18 protein-coding genes and 1 pseudogene are annotated in these 18,036 nt (G+C 45.6%); 14 read left to right on the top strand and 5 right to left on the bottom strand.

Features of this window, described 5'->3' with window-relative positions; translation table 11 throughout:
- Positions 1 to 849: 849 nt before the first annotated feature.
- Positions 850 to 1,665, top strand: coding sequence for a response regulator transcription factor (locus tag FPZ49_RS28400; RefSeq protein ID WP_144853624.1), 816 nt, complete (start codon positions 850 to 852; stop codon positions 1,663 to 1,665).
- A gap of 140 nt (positions 1,666 to 1,805) precedes the next feature.
- Here FPZ49_RS28400 and FPZ49_RS28395 read toward each other — a convergent pair whose 3' ends face one another.
- Both FPZ49_RS28395 and FPZ49_RS36095 read right to left on the bottom strand, forming a co-directional pair.
- Entirely contained in the window at positions 1,806 to 2,117 is a 312-nt protein-coding gene (locus tag FPZ49_RS28395) for a YheC/YheD family protein (RefSeq protein WP_391563878.1), read from the bottom strand.
- An 11-nt stretch (positions 2,118 to 2,128) separates the two neighbouring features.
- Entirely contained in the window at positions 2,129 to 2,281 is a 153-nt protein-coding gene (locus tag FPZ49_RS36095; protein WP_186446150.1) for a YheC/YheD family protein, read from the bottom strand.
- 981 nt (positions 2,282 to 3,262) lie between these two features.
- Here FPZ49_RS36095 and FPZ49_RS36090 point away from each other — a divergent pair.
- Complete coding sequence (locus tag FPZ49_RS36090; protein ID WP_186446149.1) at positions 3,263 to 3,430, top strand: hypothetical protein; 168 nt, start codon at positions 3,263 to 3,265, stop codon at positions 3,428 to 3,430.
- A 588-nt stretch (positions 3,431 to 4,018) separates the two neighbouring features.
- Positions 4,019 to 4,768 (top strand): aminoglycoside 3'-phosphotransferase, encoded by a 750-nt coding sequence (locus FPZ49_RS28390; protein WP_144853620.1) that lies wholly within the window; start codon positions 4,019 to 4,021, stop codon positions 4,766 to 4,768.
- A gap of 189 nt (positions 4,769 to 4,957) precedes the next feature.
- On the opposite strand, the gene FPZ49_RS37670 is transcribed toward FPZ49_RS28390, so the two are convergent.
- Both FPZ49_RS37670 and FPZ49_RS28380 read right to left on the bottom strand, forming a co-directional pair.
- Entirely contained in the window at positions 4,958 to 5,326 is a 369-nt protein-coding gene (locus tag FPZ49_RS37670; RefSeq protein ID WP_144853618.1) for a C40 family peptidase, read from the bottom strand.
- Between the two features lie 40 nt (positions 5,327 to 5,366).
- Entirely contained in the window at positions 5,367 to 5,879 is a 513-nt protein-coding gene (locus tag FPZ49_RS28380) for a hypothetical protein (protein WP_261381667.1), read from the bottom strand.
- 652 nt (positions 5,880 to 6,531) lie between these two features.
- Between FPZ49_RS28380 and FPZ49_RS28375 the strand changes: the two genes are divergently transcribed.
- The 7 genes from FPZ49_RS28375 to FPZ49_RS28345 all read left to right on the top strand — a co-directional run bounded on the left by FPZ49_RS28375 (position 6,532) and on the right by FPZ49_RS28345 (position 14,034).
- The gene (locus tag FPZ49_RS28375; RefSeq protein ID WP_144853614.1) at positions 6,532 to 7,563 is read left to right on the top strand and encodes a LacI family DNA-binding transcriptional regulator; all 1,032 of its coding nucleotides are present in this window, start codon (positions 6,532 to 6,534) and stop codon (positions 7,561 to 7,563) included.
- 30 nt (positions 7,564 to 7,593) lie between these two features.
- Positions 7,594 to 8,727: a galactonate dehydratase gene (dgoD, locus tag FPZ49_RS28370; RefSeq protein ID WP_144853612.1), complete on the top strand. Its 1,134-nt coding sequence runs from the start codon at positions 7,594 to 7,596 to the stop codon at positions 8,725 to 8,727.
- Positions 8,728 to 8,784: 57 nt separating this feature from the next.
- Positions 8,785 to 10,125: an ABC transporter substrate-binding protein gene (locus FPZ49_RS28365; protein ID WP_144853610.1), complete on the top strand. Its 1,341-nt coding sequence runs from the start codon at positions 8,785 to 8,787 to the stop codon at positions 10,123 to 10,125.
- Positions 10,126 to 10,188: 63 nt separating this feature from the next.
- Positions 10,189 to 11,070, top strand: coding sequence for a carbohydrate ABC transporter permease (locus FPZ49_RS28360; RefSeq protein ID WP_144853608.1), 882 nt, complete (start codon positions 10,189 to 10,191; stop codon positions 11,068 to 11,070).
- Complete coding sequence (locus FPZ49_RS28355; protein WP_222429978.1) at positions 11,057 to 11,899, top strand: carbohydrate ABC transporter permease; 843 nt, start codon at positions 11,057 to 11,059, stop codon at positions 11,897 to 11,899. Before FPZ49_RS28360 ends, FPZ49_RS28355 begins: the two co-directional genes overlap by 14 nt.
- A 19-nt stretch (positions 11,900 to 11,918) precedes the next feature.
- Positions 11,919 to 13,067: a galactonate dehydratase gene (dgoD, locus tag FPZ49_RS28350; RefSeq protein WP_144853605.1), complete on the top strand. Its 1,149-nt coding sequence runs from the start codon at positions 11,919 to 11,921 to the stop codon at positions 13,065 to 13,067.
- 25 nt (positions 13,068 to 13,092) lie between these two features.
- On the top strand, positions 13,093 to 14,034 hold the full coding sequence (locus FPZ49_RS28345) for a U32 family peptidase (RefSeq protein WP_144853603.1): 942 nt from the start codon (positions 13,093 to 13,095) through the stop codon (positions 14,032 to 14,034).
- 173 nt (positions 14,035 to 14,207) lie between these two features.
- Here the strand turns inward: FPZ49_RS28345 and FPZ49_RS28340 are convergent, their stop codons facing one another.
- Positions 14,208 to 15,062: an AraC family transcriptional regulator gene (locus FPZ49_RS28340; protein ID WP_186446148.1), complete on the bottom strand. Its 855-nt coding sequence runs from the start codon at positions 15,060 to 15,062 to the stop codon at positions 14,208 to 14,210.
- Positions 15,063 to 15,329: 267 nt separating this feature from the next.
- On the opposite strand from FPZ49_RS28340, the gene FPZ49_RS28335 reads away from it, so the two are divergent.
- The 4 genes and pseudogenes from FPZ49_RS28335 to FPZ49_RS28320 all read left to right on the top strand — a co-directional run.
- Positions 15,330 to 16,310 carry an iron-containing alcohol dehydrogenase gene (locus FPZ49_RS28335; protein ID WP_222429977.1) on the top strand — a complete coding sequence of 327 codons (981 nt, stop codon included), beginning with the start codon at positions 15,330 to 15,332 and terminating at the stop codon, positions 16,308 to 16,310.
- Between the two features lie 30 nt (positions 16,311 to 16,340).
- Positions 16,341 to 16,991 carry a bifunctional 4-hydroxy-2-oxoglutarate aldolase/2-dehydro-3-deoxy-phosphogluconate aldolase gene (locus FPZ49_RS28330; protein WP_186446146.1) on the top strand — a complete coding sequence of 217 codons (651 nt, stop codon included), beginning with the start codon at positions 16,341 to 16,343 and terminating at the stop codon, positions 16,989 to 16,991.
- On the top strand, positions 16,991 to 17,191 hold the full coding sequence (locus FPZ49_RS28325; protein ID WP_144853596.1) for a hypothetical protein: 201 nt from the start codon (positions 16,991 to 16,993) through the stop codon (positions 17,189 to 17,191). Before FPZ49_RS28330 ends, FPZ49_RS28325 begins: the two co-directional genes overlap by 1 nt.
- A gap of 16 nt (positions 17,192 to 17,207) precedes the next feature.
- Positions 17,208 to 17,777: pseudogene (locus tag FPZ49_RS28320) on the top strand (MBL fold metallo-hydrolase); the annotation flags it as partial.
- Positions 17,778 to 18,036: the final 259 nt, after the last annotated feature.

Below are 18,036 nucleotides of genomic sequence, written 5' to 3'. Positions count from 1 at the left end.
CATCCCTACAGCTGATTCGACTTCTTTAACAAAATTAAGAAACTGATACTAAAGATACCAGTTCCTATGCCATCTGTTTGAAACATGATCTTACGAATTAGGCCCAAAATATTATTGTTCCGCCGTGCAGGTGGCTTCGCTAGACGTAGGTGTCAAAGACGATATCCAAGCCAATAACCGAGAGAAGTAGTAGTGTATTATTAGTGTGCGCCGAAGTAGTGAACCGATGAAAAGCGGTTTTTTATTCTAATTACGTAATAGAAAACTTCGACGAAATTGGCATATCAAAAAAAGATCCCAATGGATCGTTTTTGTTTGAGTAGGTTTTCAAAGTAATTTTCTCATAATTTCGTCGGGAAACAGACTTACCTATCCCATGCAACGGGTAAAATCGCCAGCTCCGGACACCGGTGTTTTCACTTGCAGAATCGATGATCCTGCAGTTTGAATTGAAACGAATGCTCTAAATCAATAGGTGTCATAGGCGGCAGCCCAAGCGGAGAAGGGCTCTAGATCATAAATATGCATTAGCCTATTGAGAGCTTATTTTACGAACAAGGAGTGAATTGAATGACCTTAACTCCTCCGCCCGGACCGCAAGGACATCATGGACTGATGTCCTCTTCTCTAGTAATTCTTTGTATTATATCATCACTTTGGTTGCAAGGCGCCAAGAAAATAATTAAAATGCACGTTCCAATGCATAAGGCGAGCGGGATCGGACGTTTTCTGCACACTCATAAAATGAGGTATCCGGCTTTTAGCGATGCGCCCTTGTTCTTTGTTAGATTTTAATTAACAAATGCTGATTTAGTTTCGATATATATAGGAGCGGGGGCTGAGAAAAGAATGAAATTCGATATCATTGTTCGAAAACAAAAACTTTACAGACCTGATGAAGATCAGGTGATTGAAGAACTCGCCGGCATTATGTCCGACGAGGCTATTGGGAAACGATTGGGGAGGTCGGAGCAAGGAATCAAACGAAGGCGGGAGCGATTGCATATTACTATCGGTGCATCGCTGGGTTACCTGTCAGCACATCAACTTGCAAACTATCTACATGTGGACGAGAACGTCGTATTAAGATGGATTAAAGGTCATGACCTGCCTTGTCAAAAGCAAAAATACGGGAAAAAGCACTACACCAGGTACTTAATCTCACCGGAAAAATTCTGGGAGTGGGCTAATAATAATCAGAGCAGGATTCGATTTGCGAGAATTGAACAAGGAACCATTTTACCTGAACCGGAATGGTTCAAAGAGATGCAAAGTAAAGAACCTTTGTCAAAACGGGCGGGTTTTCCTTGGAACGATGAAGAAGACGCAGTATTGATAAAGCACTTTAAGAGGAAAACCTATAAAGAAATTGGAGCAATGCTCGATCGGCCCGAAAGTGGAGTAGAGAAGAGGGTCGCAGTACTACGAGGGCTAGGGAAGCTTAAGACGCATAGGGCAAAAAAGCCGAACGGAAAAAGTGAAATGGAACAGTATGCTTCTAATCAGCCTAAGAAGGAAGAAGAAATGCTGTTACTGTACTTTGAACAAGGGCTGACTAATAAAGAAATTGGACAAAAACTCTACCTTACTGAAAGTGGAGTGGAAAAACGAATCGCAAAACTTAGAAAGCTGGCCATATTGCCTCTGACAAGAGGAAAGCAATAATAACAATGGGGGAAGGGGATAGCCGCAAAAATTGCGCCGGTGCAGTGATAGGTGAAACCTTTCATTAAAATCAAAATATAACAACCCAGCGGCGACATTCGCCGCATTTTTGTGCTATTACTTGAATAGAAGTATTCCGCTCACGCACGATCAATACAATCCTCTGTACTCCGTTCTGAAATATACGCAAAAGCAGCGAACCCTAAACAAACTGGCTCGCTGCTTTTATGTTTCCGATACCAAAGAATCCTGCGATACATAGAAGAATCTTTCAAGAGCCGGAAAGGGAGCAAATCCGGCCAATAATTGCCTTCGATGATCCAAATTCGTCGGTTTCTATCGATGCCGATATCGAACCCGACTTGCATAAGCTTGGGGAAACGTTCTCCAAGTCGTTTAGCGGCAATTAATGCTATCCGTTCGGCTTTGACGAGCATGTTTCGATCTCCGATACTAGCCAGTTTCAGCGCGGCTTCAGAACAAGGCTTTGATGTTGAAACAGCAGTTTTGCTAACCCGTTCGGGTTCAGCAGCCGAGTTTCAGGCAAACGAGCGGTGAGCGAGGACGTATCGTTCAGGATACGATATTGCATCCATTTGTCTCGTTTGATCGACATTGGAGTCACACGCCTTCATATCTCATCCAGATACAGCTATCACATCTAACTCCCATGCGATAACCTCCTTATAAATTTTCCAGCTCTATATCATTATAATATTTCCGTGAGGTTTCTTGACGATAGGCCGGATAATTACGAATTTCGTCTAAAACGAAACATGTTCGGCGTTCTCTCCTCTAGTACAAAGCCATTTCTCAACAGACAAATTCTGGCGTTAGAAACCAATAAGCCTACTTGAATAAGATCTTTGCATGGATCTGCGCTACCTATAATTTTGAAATCGTGTATTTCTTGTGCTGGACTATTGAAGAGAAGAATAACAATATCAAATCTTATTCCCATGGATATCGCACCTCACTTTCATTTTAAAATTTTATACTATTACACGACTGAGAGTGTTGATAGAGCCAAACCACGGGGGCGATTCGTCGATATTTATGACGGAAGCAAGCAAGGATAAGCCGAACCAATGGGATATAAAACAGTAAACACTTATAAGCTCCGAGCGTATCAACCGCCTTGAGGCAGTTAGCGACAAGAGATGTCCCCCTCCGTCTGTCTAGGCTGCCATAGGCTAATGTTAAACGAGGGAAAAATGTATGTTCGTAAAAAAATGACACAAATCATTTTGAACCTAACTTAAAGTTTTCTTTGTAATAAATGTTTGATAAGCTAATTAGTGGAATAATTAGGTAATTTATACATGGGTCAGAGGCGTGTGATTATTTTGAAGAATTGTTTGATTTGTAATGAGGAGCTTTCAAAAGTCTGGGGTCCTTTTTGTAGGAGTTGCAACGAAATTGGGTTTACATACGATCCAAAATTTCACTGCATTTTATTTGAGGGGGAGTTGCGGCGGATCCAGGAACTTCTTAAGAAGATACAGTTTACTCACGTAAGTTACCAAGCTGAGGGACATGGCGTTATTTATTTAAAATAAGGTTATACTGTGCTTGCTTTAGTAAGGAGGTGACTTTCATGAGCAAGATTATAAAATTTCCGATTCAAAAGAGCATGAAAGAGGTCATTACCGAGAACCGCACCAAGCGCATAGCAGAAACTGAACAGTTGGAAAAGGAAATCGAGGAAATAAAATGTAGGATTGGATCACGAAAAAGCATTACACCAACAGATAAAGATAGTTGAAAATTCACCGTTCAATAAAGGGGCGGTTTTTCTTTTACATGGAAATCAACAACCGAGGATAACAAAGCACCTAAAATAAAGCACTGGCTGATAGAAGAGGATGACGACGGCACAACGATATGATGCATCCACTGACCACGGCCAACTGCAGGAAGTTATGCTTTTGGTTAGTGTTGTCAAGAAATCCTAAGCAGAAATGAGCGATCCTTACTTGAAAAACGCGTATGACCGCTGGGAAGAGAAGGATGAAAGATATCGCTTTTAGAATGTCGGTTTCAATCGAAGGGAACAGTAAGATGTAATAAACTTGAAATCATTCTTACACGTTGCTTTAATAATTGAGGCCTATAATAAGAGTTGACCCCCCTTTTTAAAATAAATCTTAGCCTTGCAGCCCGTTGCTGTGGGGCATTTTTTTTTGCCTTTGAACTAAATGGCAGTATATGTGGCATGGCTTGTTTTGCTCAACTCAACTGATGCAGCTTCCGCGTTATGGCAACTACTTTTATAACGAAATCGTACCTAAGAAGCACCCGCTGCATTTGCTACAATGACAATGGGATACCCATATATAAGGGGTTGATAGGAATGAAAAGAACAAAAATCAGCTTCGATCTTGCACAGCTGCCTAGGGCGATTCGAGCACACTGCAGCAACGCGGCGATCTACGACAGCAGCTGCTCCGAGGGGGCAAAGACGCTTCTCGTTCAAGGGACGAATATCACCGGCTCGGCGTATTTAAAAATTAGTGCCAAAGGGAGCCTGGAAAGAGAGTGTCATATGACGCGCTTTTTAAACGGCCATCAGGTGGCTCCAGAAGTTGTTGCCTACGAAACGGATGCGGAACACGATTATCTACTCATGGAAGCGGTAGCGGGGGAAGATGGGGTGTCGGGCGTGCATCTGGAAAACCCCACACTACTGGCTATTGCATTTGGTGAACATTTGCGCATGCTGCATTCTTTGCCGGTAGACAACTGCCCCTATACACATCGAACCGCAGAGATGATAGGGGCAGTCAAGGACAAGAACAGCCAACTTCCCTTTATTACCCAGCTGCAAAAAGTCGCTGTAGACGACGTAATCATCCACGGCGACTATTGTTTGCCCAATATTATGATGGACCACTATGCTTTCACGGGCTTTATTGATCTGGGACACGGTGGGATTGGCGATCGGCATTATGACCTGTACTGGGGCATGTGGACGCTGAACTATAACTTGAAGACGGATCGCTACCATGATGTTTTTTTGAATGCTTATGGGAGCGCAGATGTGGATCGGGAGCGGTTGGTTCATTTTGCTCGCCTAGTGGCTTTGACTGAGGGTAGCAGTTAATGAAGTGCACCGTACACTTTCCTGTAAAAGATCAAGGTTGTGAAACTCCGTAATTCATTAGAATTGCTGGACGGCTTGTTGCAAAATTTGTTAGTTTTAAGAACACAGAACAAGCCCCTTAATACGAAAGGGGCTGTACCTATTTTCGGTTTGGAAATTTAGAGAGGAAAGGCTATAAATCACCTTCACTCACTGCTTGAAGAATACTCTACGTGCAAATAGAAATGTCTTTTTCTTATAAGGCGTATAGATATTCGAAATCAGCACCCGGCTTGGGGAAGGTAAGCAGTAAATCACGGTGTTATTACCGATGAAGATGCCAACATGACCAGGAACGTCATTTGTAGGGAATCGTTCGGGTACGTAAAAGAATAGCAGATCCGCCTTCTGTACCTTGCGTTGGATTTCGACTCTCATGGAAGCTTGTTCCCGGACGGTTCGTGGCAAGGCAACACCAAATTTCTTGAATACATGCTGGGTGAAGGAGGAGCAGTCGATCTTGGTCCGAAGCGTAGGCTTTGTAATAAGGAATTGTTTCGCATAGCTAAATGAAAGCATCGATATCCTTGGCTGCCACTGTTCATCCCCTTTACTATGCTTAATCCAAAAGCGCAGTATACCGACTATCTGGTACACTAGGCTGCTTATTGCTATTGCTGCGCATTACGCACATTGCACATTCCCCAATGTAATAGTTAGTATATTTCCCAGTTGCATGGCGATAGCCAAGGCGATGAAGCCATGCATGGAGCAATGAGCCAGTAAGTATAGCGTCAGTTAAATCAGATCTACTAAGCGTTTTCGGGTTGATCGTAACGGATAAGGAGTTTTTATCAGGGTTTGACGCGTTTGCGCTTTTGATGGCTTTTGGTGGTGTGGTCCCCTTTGCAGGATACATAATAAGAGCTCTTGAGGCTCGACCGAAGCCATTGGCGATAATCATTCGTGTTAATCCGTCCATACTGATGTCGAATGCTACATTGGCGTTTGCAATCTTATCCTCAAACCAAACAGGGTTCAGATTAAATTTTGCATATTTAACAGTACATATCTTCAAAGGTGATCTTCTGTTTCCTAACTCCCGGTCCTCATAATACTGGTTCCACTGCAATACTACGCCACTGGCTAGTCTGGTAAATCGATTTCTTTGAGCTGTCGTGAAACGTGAATCAATAAAAAACGTCAAACTCGTCGGAAGTGGTTCCTCAATGCCCGGTGTTGAAGGTACACCGATCGTAATCCGTCTGTAGGTCTGAGAAAAGCCTTTTAGATTTTAGCAAGTATTTTGCAACAAACAGTCTAATGAATTATGAAACAATTCCACTGAGTTATGGAGTATCATACTGCACGCAATTAACCCGTTGTTCTACCAAACACACAACGTGTTAAGTAGAATAACGCCGCCCCAATTCCCATCCTGCCCCGCTCCGCCGTCTGGGTACTTCTTTCGATAGGACTTCCACTTCTTTTGCCTGTGTGATCGCTTGAAACCCTTTCCAACCCAGGTTAGGTACTGTGGCAGATTACTTCAACGTTTTGTTGGGCCGCCGGCACCCCCTCGTCGCGCCCCTCGCTGCCACCCCCACCAACGAAAATCCAAACTAGATCCGGATTTAGAAGCAGAGCTGCAGGGAGGGGACTAGTTTTTCACAGAAATATTTGGTAAAAAATGCTTGACAGATACGACGCAGGATTGATAATATTACTTCTGAAATCGGTTTCAGAAATCGATTTTAGAAATCGGTTTTAGAGGGACGGGATGTATGATTACGATAGATGATGTGGCCAAGTTGGCAGGTGTTTCTAAAAGCTCCGTATCCAGAGTTTTAAACGGTAACTTTGAATATATGTCCGAAGGCATGAGACAGAAAATTGAAAAAGCTATCGAGCAGTTGGATTACCGACCAAACGCGGTGGCGCAGAGTTTAAAGAAAAAAGAAACCAAGGTCATCGGCCTTGTGGTCGGCGATTTGAACTCATTTTGGTCCGAAGCGCTAAGAGGAGTTCAAGACGAGTGCATGCGTAATGGTTACGGCCTTATGGTGAGTGAGTCTGCATGGGATCCGGAGCGAGACATCGCCAACTTGAACATGATGAAGAGTAAACAGGTTGACGGCTTGATCGTCAGCCCGATTAGTCAAACCAATAAGGTGACGGAGCTGCTTAATTCATTTAATATTCCGTTCGTGTTTTGTGACAGTACCTCTGGTGATATACTTGCTGACCACGTGGTGACGGATACCATTGCAGGGGCCACGGAGGCGGTGGAATATCTAATCGGCTTAGGCCATCGCCGGATCGCGGTGGTAGTGTTTCCACTGGAAACCGACGTGAGAAGGGACCGATTGGAAGGTTATAAAAGGGCCTTGATGAAGCATGACCTGTCCATAGACGATTCCCTTATTAAAATTTTCAAGGCTGGAAAGGGAAATGCGGTAGACACGGTTGTCCAGTTATTGAAAAGTCCGGATCGTCCAACGGCTATTTTCTCCACTAATATGCATTTGACTTTGGATGTTCTAAAGGCGGCTAGGTTGGCGGGCTTGAACGTTCCTCGCGATGTTTCCGTCGTCGGTTATGACGACACGGAGTGGGCACCTTTGCTTGATCCACCGCTCACCACAGTAGCTGTGCCTGCTTTCCAAATGGGAGTCAAAGCAGCATCCTTACTGCTACAAAAGCTGCAGGTTAAGAAATCCAAGAAACCTAAAACAGTTCAAGTCATGCCTAAGCTGATGATTCGAAACTCAGCCAGTCCGCTTTCTGTTATGCGCGAGAATCCGTCCATCAATTAGCACATGACCTAGAGAAAAAGGAGAAACCGAATGAAAATCACAAAGCTGGAGTTAATTCATGTAAAGCCTAGATGGCTGTTTCTTAAGCTTCATACAGACGAAGGGATCGTCGGCTATGGCGAGCCCATCGTTGAAGGAAGAGCCCACACGGTTGAAAGCGCTATAAAGGAACTAGAATCCTATCTTGTCGGAGAAGATCCGATGCGAATCGAGCATCATTGGCAGGCTATGTACAGGGGGGCCTTTTATCGTGGTGGTCCCATTCTTGTAAGCGCTATTAGCGGAATTGAGCAAGCCCTTTGGGACATCAAAGGCAAACGTTACGGTCTGCCTGTCTATGAAATGCTCGGTGGAGCCTGCCGTAATAAAATTCGCATGTACGCACATTGTCATGGGGACACGGTGGCGGATTCGGTTCGAATCGCTCTTGACCGCAAACAAAAAGGTTTTACAGCGATCAAAATCGGACTTGACGCTCCCGTTCAAAACGTGGATTCCCTGGCTTATCTGGAAAAACAGGTCGAAAGACTGGCTGCCATTCGGAATGCGGTCGGTAAAGAGATGGAAATCGCTATCGACTTTCATGGCCGGGTAAGTCCAGCCATGGCCATTCGATTGGCCTCCGCTTTTGAACCTTACTACCCCATGTTTATTGAAGAGCCTTGTTTACCTGAAAATGTGGAGACGATGGTCAAAGTAGCTAATTCGACCAGCATACCAATTGCAACAGGCGAGAGGCTATTTACAAAATGGGGGTTCAGAGAAGTTCTTGAGAAGCAAGCGGCAGCCATCGTCCAGCCTGACTTATGTCATGCTGGAGGAATCTTTGAAGCCAAGAAGATCGCGGCTATGTCTGAGAGCTATTATGGCTCCATTGCTCCGCATAATCCGTTGGGGCCTATCTCATTAGCGGCTTGCTTGCAGCTGGATACTTGTACTCCTAACTTTCTCATTCAAGAGCATCCCACACTAGAAGACGGGGCTGACTTAGGAGTGGGTATACTAAAAAATCCGTTCAAAATAGAAAACGGTTACATAACGATTCCTACAGAACCGGGATTAGGCATTGAGCTTGATGAAGAGGCATTAAGAGAAAGAATTTATGAAGGAAATTGGGATACTCCGCGTTTATACCACAGTGATGGTTCTGTTGCGGATTGGTAAGCTGTGCTCACCATTTCCGTTTCAAATAATTAACAACTTTTTTGGGAGGGTTTGAAAATGAAAAATGCTTTAAAGGGTATGACCGTACTTACAGTTTCTGGCGCCATTCTGATTAGCGGTTGTTCGTCTTCACCCGACAGTCCAGCGGCGCAGCCGAAATCTGACACGGCAGCACCGGCCAAAAGTAATGAACCGATCACACTAAGAATCATCTCTCCGACCGTTGTCGAGAAGCCGGAAGGGGATGCGGAAAAGAAATTTGCCGATGATTATATGGCCAAACATCCCAACATCAAGATCGAATTTGTCGGTGTTCCCATGAATGATGTCTATGCCAAGATTATGACGATGGCTACCGGCGGAGACATGCCTGATATTTTTGTCAACGGACCGGAGTTTTATGCCAAAGCGTATGATATGGGCTTGACGGAGGATTTGAACAAGCTCCTCGGCAGCGACTTTGTAAAAGGATTCCACCCGGCAACGCTGAAGGAATCGGTATTGGACAATAAGCTGCAGTATGCGCCATGGTTTACCATTCCTACGGGCCTTCTTTATCGTAAAGATTGGTTTGAGAAGGAAGGAATCAAACCGCCGGATACCTGGGATGATTTCATTGAAGCAGCTAAGAAGCTAACACAAGATACCGATAAAGATGGCAAGGTGGATCGATGGGGATTTGCCATGGTAGGTGCCAAAAATGGCTCCGGTGGGTCCCGATTTATTCCTATCATGCGAACTTTTGGTGCAGCGGAGCTTGTGCAAAACGATAAAAAGGAATGGACGACCCAATTTGCGTCTCCAGAGGCGGTTCAGGCGTTCCAGTTCTATGGAGATCTGGTGAACAAATACCAGGTAGTACCGCCAGGACCATTCCAGACGTCCTATGCCGAGGCCGTTAGTCTGATGGCATCAGAAAAGACAGCGATGATGGTAACTGGGCCGCATTCCATCGGTGCCATTCTGAAGCAGAATCCGGGATTGGAAGGGAAGATTGCTGGTATTCCTTTGCCTCACGCACCTGGCAAACAGTCCGTTTCCGTTCTCGGCATGTTGGGCTTTTCTGTTTCGGCCAAGAGCAAGCATAAACAAGAAGCCGCAGATTACTTGAAATATCTTCTGGAAAAACAAAATCAGCTGGAATGGAACAAGGTTACCGGACGCTTCCCTACCCGCTTGGATGCTAGTAACGATCCGCAGATCAAGAGCCCTGTTCTGGAAGGGTTTCTCAAAGCGATGGACACAGCATTCCAGGTGCCTAACGTACCTTATTACACCAACCTGCAGGTGGTTGCGGCGGAGGGCTATCAAGCTGTAATCGCGAAGCAAGCTACTGCTGAAGAAGCGGCTAAAAAGGCTGCAGCAGCTACGGAAACCGAGATTAAAAACAATAAGTGAGGTTAACTCCATACAGGAGAAGGCCTTCGGGTCTTTTCCTGTACCATTCAAAAGGAGGGCCATATGAGAAAGTCCTATTCGTATCAGACTCCTTGGCCGGGTTACTGGTTTATCTTTCCAGCGCTGCTGACCATGCTAGCATTGATTGCATATCCACTTGTATTTGGCATGTATATTAGCGGCTACGATACGAATCTCATCAACAAGTGGAAATTCGTGGGGCTGCAATATTATATCCAGGCTGTGACTGATCCTGATTTCTTGCATAAACTCGGACTAACCTTCAAATTTGCGTTTCTTGTCGTCGCAGGCAATATGGTTATCGGGACGCTTCTGGGCGTGCTGCTCAACATGGATATCCGCTTCCGCTTACTTTTTCGGGCGGTGCTTATTTTACCGTGGCTGTTTCCTGAGGTTGTTGTGGCCTTGCTTTGGAAGTGGATGTACAACCCGTTATACGGACTAATCAATTATATTTTGCAAAGCATGCATTTGACGCAAGACGCCATTCCATGGCTGGATAATCCCGGCTTCGCCATGTGGGGAGTCGTTATCGCGTGTATTTGGAAGGGATATCCGCTCGTCATGATTTTGATTCTGGCAGGACTGCAGTCGATCTCAAAAGACTTGTACGAAGCAGCGGAGATCGATGGGGGTAACCAATGGCAGCTTTTTAAAAATATAACACTACCTGGTTTAATGCCGGTGCTACTGGTCACTCTCATCTTAGAAACGGTCTGGTGGTTCAAACACTTTACGATCGTATGGCTATTGACTGCGGGAGGTCCTATCGATGCTACCAGCGTCATCAGTATAGACATTTACAAGATTGCTTTTGAGAATTTCCGTTTCGGCAGAGCGGCGGCTACGGCAGTCATTGTGTTCATCATCTGTTTCCTGATTAGCTATCTTTATAGGAGGTTCTTGGCGGATGATGACAAATAAACGGCGCGTTATGACGCAGTTGCTTCTGTCCTACTGTATTCTGATCGTTGTAGCGATCACCGTGCTGATTCCGGTATTGTGGATGCTGTCGACTGCATTGAAAAGCGATACGGAAATCTTCTCGATACCTCCGAGATGGATCCCATCGGACGTTACGACTGCAGCATTTCATCGCATTTGGACGGATTATCCGTTTGCGAGGTATTTTTTAAATAGCATTCTTGTGGTATCGGCTTCCACGATCATATCGCTGCTGTTCTCTTGTTTGGCCGGCTACGGCGCTTCGAGGTTTCAATTCAGGGGGAAAGGACTGTTTCTAACCTTTCTGCTCGTAACACAAATGTTTCCATCCATCATGCTATTGATTCCGTTCTATAAAATTATCCAAACACTGGGTTTGATCAATACACATACGGCATTAATTATGACTTATATTTCATTTACGATTCCTTTTTGCTCATGGATGATGATGGGGTATTTTCAGAGCATTCCCAAAGAGCTGGATGAGGCAGCGGCCATCGACGGCTGCAGCCGCCTGCGGACCTTCTATCAAATTGTCTTTCCGTTAAGTTTGCCGGGTGTAGCAGCCACTGCAATCTACTCGTTTATAACTGGCTGGAATGAATACATGTTCGCCTTGGTTTTGACTCAATCGGAAACGATGAAAACTGTACCTATCGGGATTGGCCAGCTCATCGGGCAATACAAAATTATGTGGAACGACATGATGAGCGCTTCATTGGTAGCAATTATCCCGCTTACACTAGTGTTTTTATTTTTTCAAAAGTATTTGATCAGCAGCTTAACGGCAGGCGCTGTTAAATCTTAGGAAAAGGGCGTGTGGACATATGAAAATTACGAAAATGGAATTGGTGCATGTCAAACCGAGATATTCCTTTCTAAAGGTATATACAGATGAAGGAATTGTCGGACTAGGCGAAGCTTGCCTTGAGGGAAGAGCTCAGGTGGTAGAGATGGCCATCAAAGATTTCGAATATTTGTTGATTGGCCAAGATCCGAGACGAATTGAGCACCTGTGGAATTTAATGTATCGAGCCACCTTTTACCGTGCAGGCGCTATCCTATGCAGCGCCATCAGCGCCATCGATCAAGCTTTATGGGACATTTTGGGGAAAAGCTTGAATGTGCCCGTCCATCAGCTTTTGGGTGGAGCCGTACGGGATAAAATTCGCGTCTACAAGCATGTCAACACCAATGAGCATATTCGAGATTTCGATAATGAAATAGATACGGAAAATTACTTGAATCTTGCCAAAAAGGCTGTTCAAGAGGGGTATACGATGATTAAAACCGCTTTGCCCGGTCCTGCCCATATCGTAGAGTCCAAATCGTTTATCGACCGGCAAGTGAAAAGAGTAGCCTTGCTCCGGGAAGCGATTGGACCGGATGTCGATTTCGGCATCGATTTCCACGGACGGGTGAGCCCCGCTCTCGCGATCCAATTGATCAAGGAATTTGAGCCTTTCAAGCCAATGTTTATCGAGGAACCATGTTTGCCTGAAAATGTGGATACGATGGTTACGATAGCCAGGTCTACGACCATACCGATTGCCACGGGGGAAAGACTATTTACCCGTTGGGGCTTTAGGGAGGTATTGGAAAAGCAGGCGGCTGCCATTCTTCAACCGGATCTCGCTCACTGCGGGGGGATTTCAGAAGCGAAAAAAATAGCCGCCATGGGCGAAGTCTACTATACCGGCTTTGCACCGCATAACCCACTCGGTCCGGTCAATTTGGCAGCGAGTATTCATTTGTCCGCCACGGTTCCAAGCTTCGTCGCACAAGAGCAGATTACATTGGGAGAAGGCTTAATCAAACAGCCATACCAATTGAATAATGGATATATCGATCTTCCTTCCGCACCGGGCCTTGGCATCGAGCTGGATGAGGAAACCATCTCCGGGCAGCGGTATGCTGGGGACTGGAAACTGCCATATTGGATTCATGAAGATGATAACTCGGTCGCCGATTGGTGATTCATGGTGAAGGGAGATAGCAGTGATGGAAAAGTCCAGAGCATTATTAAAATCACTAGGCTTTTTAGAGCGGGAAGCTTATGACCTCGCAGATTCCATCAAACGGTTTCCGGATGGAGCACAGTACCGTGTAGAAATTCCCAGTGTAGAAGGACCCGAAGCTTTAAAGGCGGTCTTTGAAGAAGCGGACCGCTATGGTATAACGATTCATCGTGTTTCGCAAGGAAGCGGCATTATGCTACAGACGGATGACGAGATCTCCGAAATGGTCCAGCTTTGTGCGTCAAGAGGGGTAGAGCTCAGCTTATTCGTCGGCCCACGTGGGACTTGGGATATCGGCGCACAACCGCTTACACCGGCAGGAAAGGCCATCGCTCTGCGGCATGAAGGCATCGATCAATTGGTCTATGCGATGGAAGATCTTCAGCGCGCCAATCAGCTCGGCGTACGTGGAGCCTTGGTTGCAGATGAAGGGCTGCTGCTGTTGACAAAAGAGATGAAAAAACAAGGCTTGATCGATCCGAACTTCGTGATCAAGGTATCCGTACAAATGATGGCAGCTAACCCAGTGTCTATTAAGTTAATGCAGGATATCGGCGCAGACACGTATAATGTGCCTACCGGATTGACTTTGCCAAAGCTGGCTTCGATCCGTCCTGCCGTAGATATTCCGCTCGATTTGTACGTGGAAGTGCCGGATGGCTTTGGAGGATTTATCCGCCATTATGAAATTCCGGAGTTTGTTCGGATTTTGTCTCCGGTCTACATAAAATTCGGTTTGCGTAACCATCCTGATGTATATCCGAGCGGAAAACATCTGGAGCAGGTAAACGTTGCATTGTGCAGGGAGAGGGTAAGACGAGCATATATCGGATTGCAGCTGCTAAAGCAGTATGCTCCTGATCTCAAGACCTCGGACCTTGGTGCGCCTGGTTTGGCGATACCCGTTCCACAGAATGATTTCTAACTTAATTTACAACAAATCCTGAAACAACAATAACGGAGCAACGTAGGTTCGCGGCTCCGTTATTTTATTTATTTATGAAACATCACAACAAGGGTGTAATGGTCTCATAAAATAACCAAGAGGCACGAACCATCGCTCGTGTCTCTTTTCTTTACTCCCCTGAACGGAATGGACTATTCAACATTTTGTTTACGGAACAGAAATGGCGAGACTTGGTATTGTTTTTTGAACGCTTTAGAAAAGGAATATAGATCGGGAAAGCCTACGCTCAGAGCGATTTCGGTCAACTTTAACTCGGTTTCCTTCAGCATGCGCACGGCTTCATTCATTCGCAGTGACTGCAAATACTTCACGGGCGACATTCCGTAATGCTCATGAAATTTTTTGCTAAAATAAGTCCGGTTTACCCCGGCGTTATGAGCGGCTTCTTCAATCGTGATTCCTTCCATGAAATGCATTTGCAGAAATTGCTGTCCTCTTTTCAACCAGGGAAAGGTCTCTTCCTCGCCACCGTCGTCTTTATCCGTATGGACGGCAGCTAAGGCTTGAAATAACCGATAGAGCATGGTTAATTTGCCGAGATCTTCGTATGGATCATGCTGTCCGTTATGCCGAAAAAGTTCCTCCAGGAGCTGAACAATTTCTTCATTCATCACCGACGGAAGAAATGAAGAGGACGGGCGTAGTCCGATTCGATTCAATAAAGGAATTAACTGCTTGCCGTCGAGTGCGACCCAAATCATACGTAATGGCTTATTTGCGTCGGTAAAATATTGATGCTTACGTTTGGGGAAAATGCAGAACACATCTCCTTTGGCCAGGTCGTAAGTTGCATCCTCCTGCTGAAAAACACCGTACCCGTCAATAACAAAGTGCAAACTGTAGTAAGGGACATACCGCGGACCGATGTGATAATTCGGCTTCGCGATATTGCGCCCTAAACGAACGAGCCATAAGCCTCCTGCCTTCTCCAGCGCCGTAGGCGTGAAAAAATACCGTTCCGCATATTCACAAGATTCCTCAAGCATGGATGCAGTCCTCCCCTTACCTCTCATTTTACCATTAACACAGGTCAAACTATGAGAAATGCAAACACATTTTAATATTTCTAGGCCACAAATTTACAAATTATTATGGCACATAATGATATTGTTCGTGAAGATATTTTCAAAGATACTGGTTATGAAAAGGTTCTTAAAAAACAGCGAGAGGAACGATTCTGAAGTGAAGGAGATGCGAACAACCTGATCTCACATGTGAAGACTTTATATGGAAATAAAATGCTGAACAGTCACTTGGAACAACTAGGAAAATATGTGCTTGTCACGATGGATGCTCCTTGGCAGCTTTATGAACCGTTATTGCGAATCAAGCCCGAAGCTGTCTTGATGGTCGAGAGCTTGAACAAAGAAAGCCTGGATAAGATGGTCGGCAATGTACCGAGAGATTGCGCTATCGTAGGCTTGGGTGGAGGGACGGCCCTCGATGCTGCGAAATATTTTGCTTACTCCGCGGATCAGGTGCCTTTATTGGTACCGTCAATTACATCATCCAATGCCCCGTTCACGGATTTTATTTCCATACGGAAAAATGGGACGTCCTTCGGTTTTAAGGTCGACGGATACCCCAAAAAAATCTTGATCGATTACGAGCTGATCCAGATGGCGGATCCACGTCTCAACCGAGCAGGCTACGGCGATTTGCTGTATATGCAAACCACGTGGAATGACTGGAAAATCGCACAGGAAAAAGGTATCGGGCCTGCCCTTGATCCGGAAGTGGAGCGGGAAATCGATCGGATTGTCGTTTCTAGCCTAGAGAATGCTCCCGAGATCGGTTCTCTTACGCAGGATGGCATTCGTCTGTTAATGGAGAACACTCAAAGCTCCTCCGAATTGTATATGCTGAATCCCACGCTGCCAATTAGCGCCGGTTCAGACCATTTATTCGCTTGGAATTTGGAGCTGACAACGGGTAAACCATTGATTCATGGGGAAATTGTTTCGCTAGGCATTGTAATGTCATCCTTTTTACAAAAATCGTATTTGCCGGAGAGCCGTTACCGGGAGCTGAGAAAGGCCATGGATGAAGCGTGTGTCATTTATCATCCCGATCAAATCGGCGTCACATGGGACGAGATCGTTCGAACCTTGCAGTCGGTTGAAAGCTACAACAAAGAGGTACGCGGCTTTCATACCGTATTTGAGTGGGTGGACTGGACCCCATCTTTATGGAAAAGGTTGAAGGACTATCTATATAACGGAATTGATTCCTAAACATGGTGTTAACGGAGGGGGAAAATGAGCATGGATTATTTCGTTGAAGATGTCAAAAAGCATCGTGTCGTAATGATTTATCGAGGCCTTGGGCCGGAAGAATGCCTGGCTTTTACGGAAGTGCTGAAAGAGACGGGGATCCGCTACTTTGAGGTGACCTTAAATACACCCGGGGCAATGGAGTCTATTAAGCTGATGAAAGATAGATTTGGATCCGAAGTAAGTGTAGGCGCCGGGACGGTTCTGACTGCGGAGCAGGTAAAGGAAGTAGCGGATGCGGGCGGAGCCTACATCATCTCTCCTAACATGAATGAGGATGTCATTAAGACGACGAAGCAGCTCGGCTTGTACTCGATCCCGGGAGCGTTTACTCCAACGGAAATCGTGAGAGCTTGTGAAGTCGGAGCTGATATGGTGAAGGTGTTCCCGATCAACGTGGTCGGAGCGGAATATATCAGACAGCTTCGCGGTCCGCTTGAGGATATTCCCTTCATGGCTACAGGGGGAGTTAAGCTGGATATGGTTGAGGGTTTGTTTAAAGCGGGGACGGATGCGATTGGGCTGGGCGTTCATCTGCTCGGGAAGGAATGGGTCGAAACCAAAAATTGGGACGAGCTGCAAGCAAGCGCCAAACGGTTTCTAAGAGCGGCCGGATATACGGAAGGGGGACTCGCTCTTTGATGAGCAGCTTTACAGCCAAGCAAAGAGATTTACTCGTGACGGAAGAGTCCGTCGGGATTTGTTGGACGGGTCAAGCCGGCTTTTCGTTTAAGGATTCCAGCGGGCTTACCTATCACGTAGATCCGTTCCTGTCTAATGTTTGTTCGAGATATGTCGGATCTCTCGCGCAATACCTGCTCCAATTGAAGCGGGGGAGCTAGGGGGGACTTTTTCCTCTTTACCCATGAGCACAGGGATCATCTGGACACCGATTCGGTTCCCTTGATTGCGGCGAACGCGAATAATAATAACGCCAAATTTATTGGGCCGCCCGCTTGCATTACCCGGCTCCTAGAGCTGGAAATCAATCCGGATCGATTGATTGTGATAAAAAGAGGCGAGTCGATAACCATTGGGAATATCGAAATCAAAGCCGTTTACGCTGAGCATACCGATGACAGCGTAGGTTACCTTCTTTCTTTTTCAACGCTGAAAATCTACATAACCGGAGATACGGAATACTCCGATCAGCTAATCGATATCGCCAGAGAAAAACCGGAATTCATGATGTGCTGCATCAACGGAAGATTAGGCTGCATGAATATTGCCGATGCGGTTCGGCTGACGTCCCATATTCAACCGAAGGTTGCGATTCCGATGCATGTAAACATGTTTATTGAAAACACGGCGAGCGCCGACGAATATGTCAGACAAGTGGAGCTTCACAGCGGAATTACAAAAGGGTTCGTTATGGAGCATGGGGCCTGGTACAGCTATAGCCGTACCGAGGGATTTCGTAAGAGATAAACACGACGGACAAATTGGAGATGACAGGTATGAAAATAGAAAAAATTGAAACCTTCATATTAAGAGCGCCGCGAAAAACGGCTTATTGGGCGACGACAGGCCACCTGAGGGAAGAGACGCAGGATGCGTTTTTTAACTACAGCGGAATAACCAACACACTATGTTTGTTTTCAAGTTTTTGAAGGTATGCTAAGGGATCTTTTCTAAATCTTCTTCGAAGTACACTTTCGTTCAGTCTGTTGTTCCATCTTTTCTTTTG

It is taken from the genome of Paenibacillus cremeus, from assembly GCF_007786445.1.
GTDB classification, from domain to species: domain Bacteria; phylum Bacillota; class Bacilli; order Paenibacillales; family NBRC-103111; genus Paenibacillus_G; species Paenibacillus_G cremeus.
The sequence above is the reverse complement of the archived record's forward strand: the minus strand, read 5'-3'. Positions and strand labels throughout refer to the sequence as shown.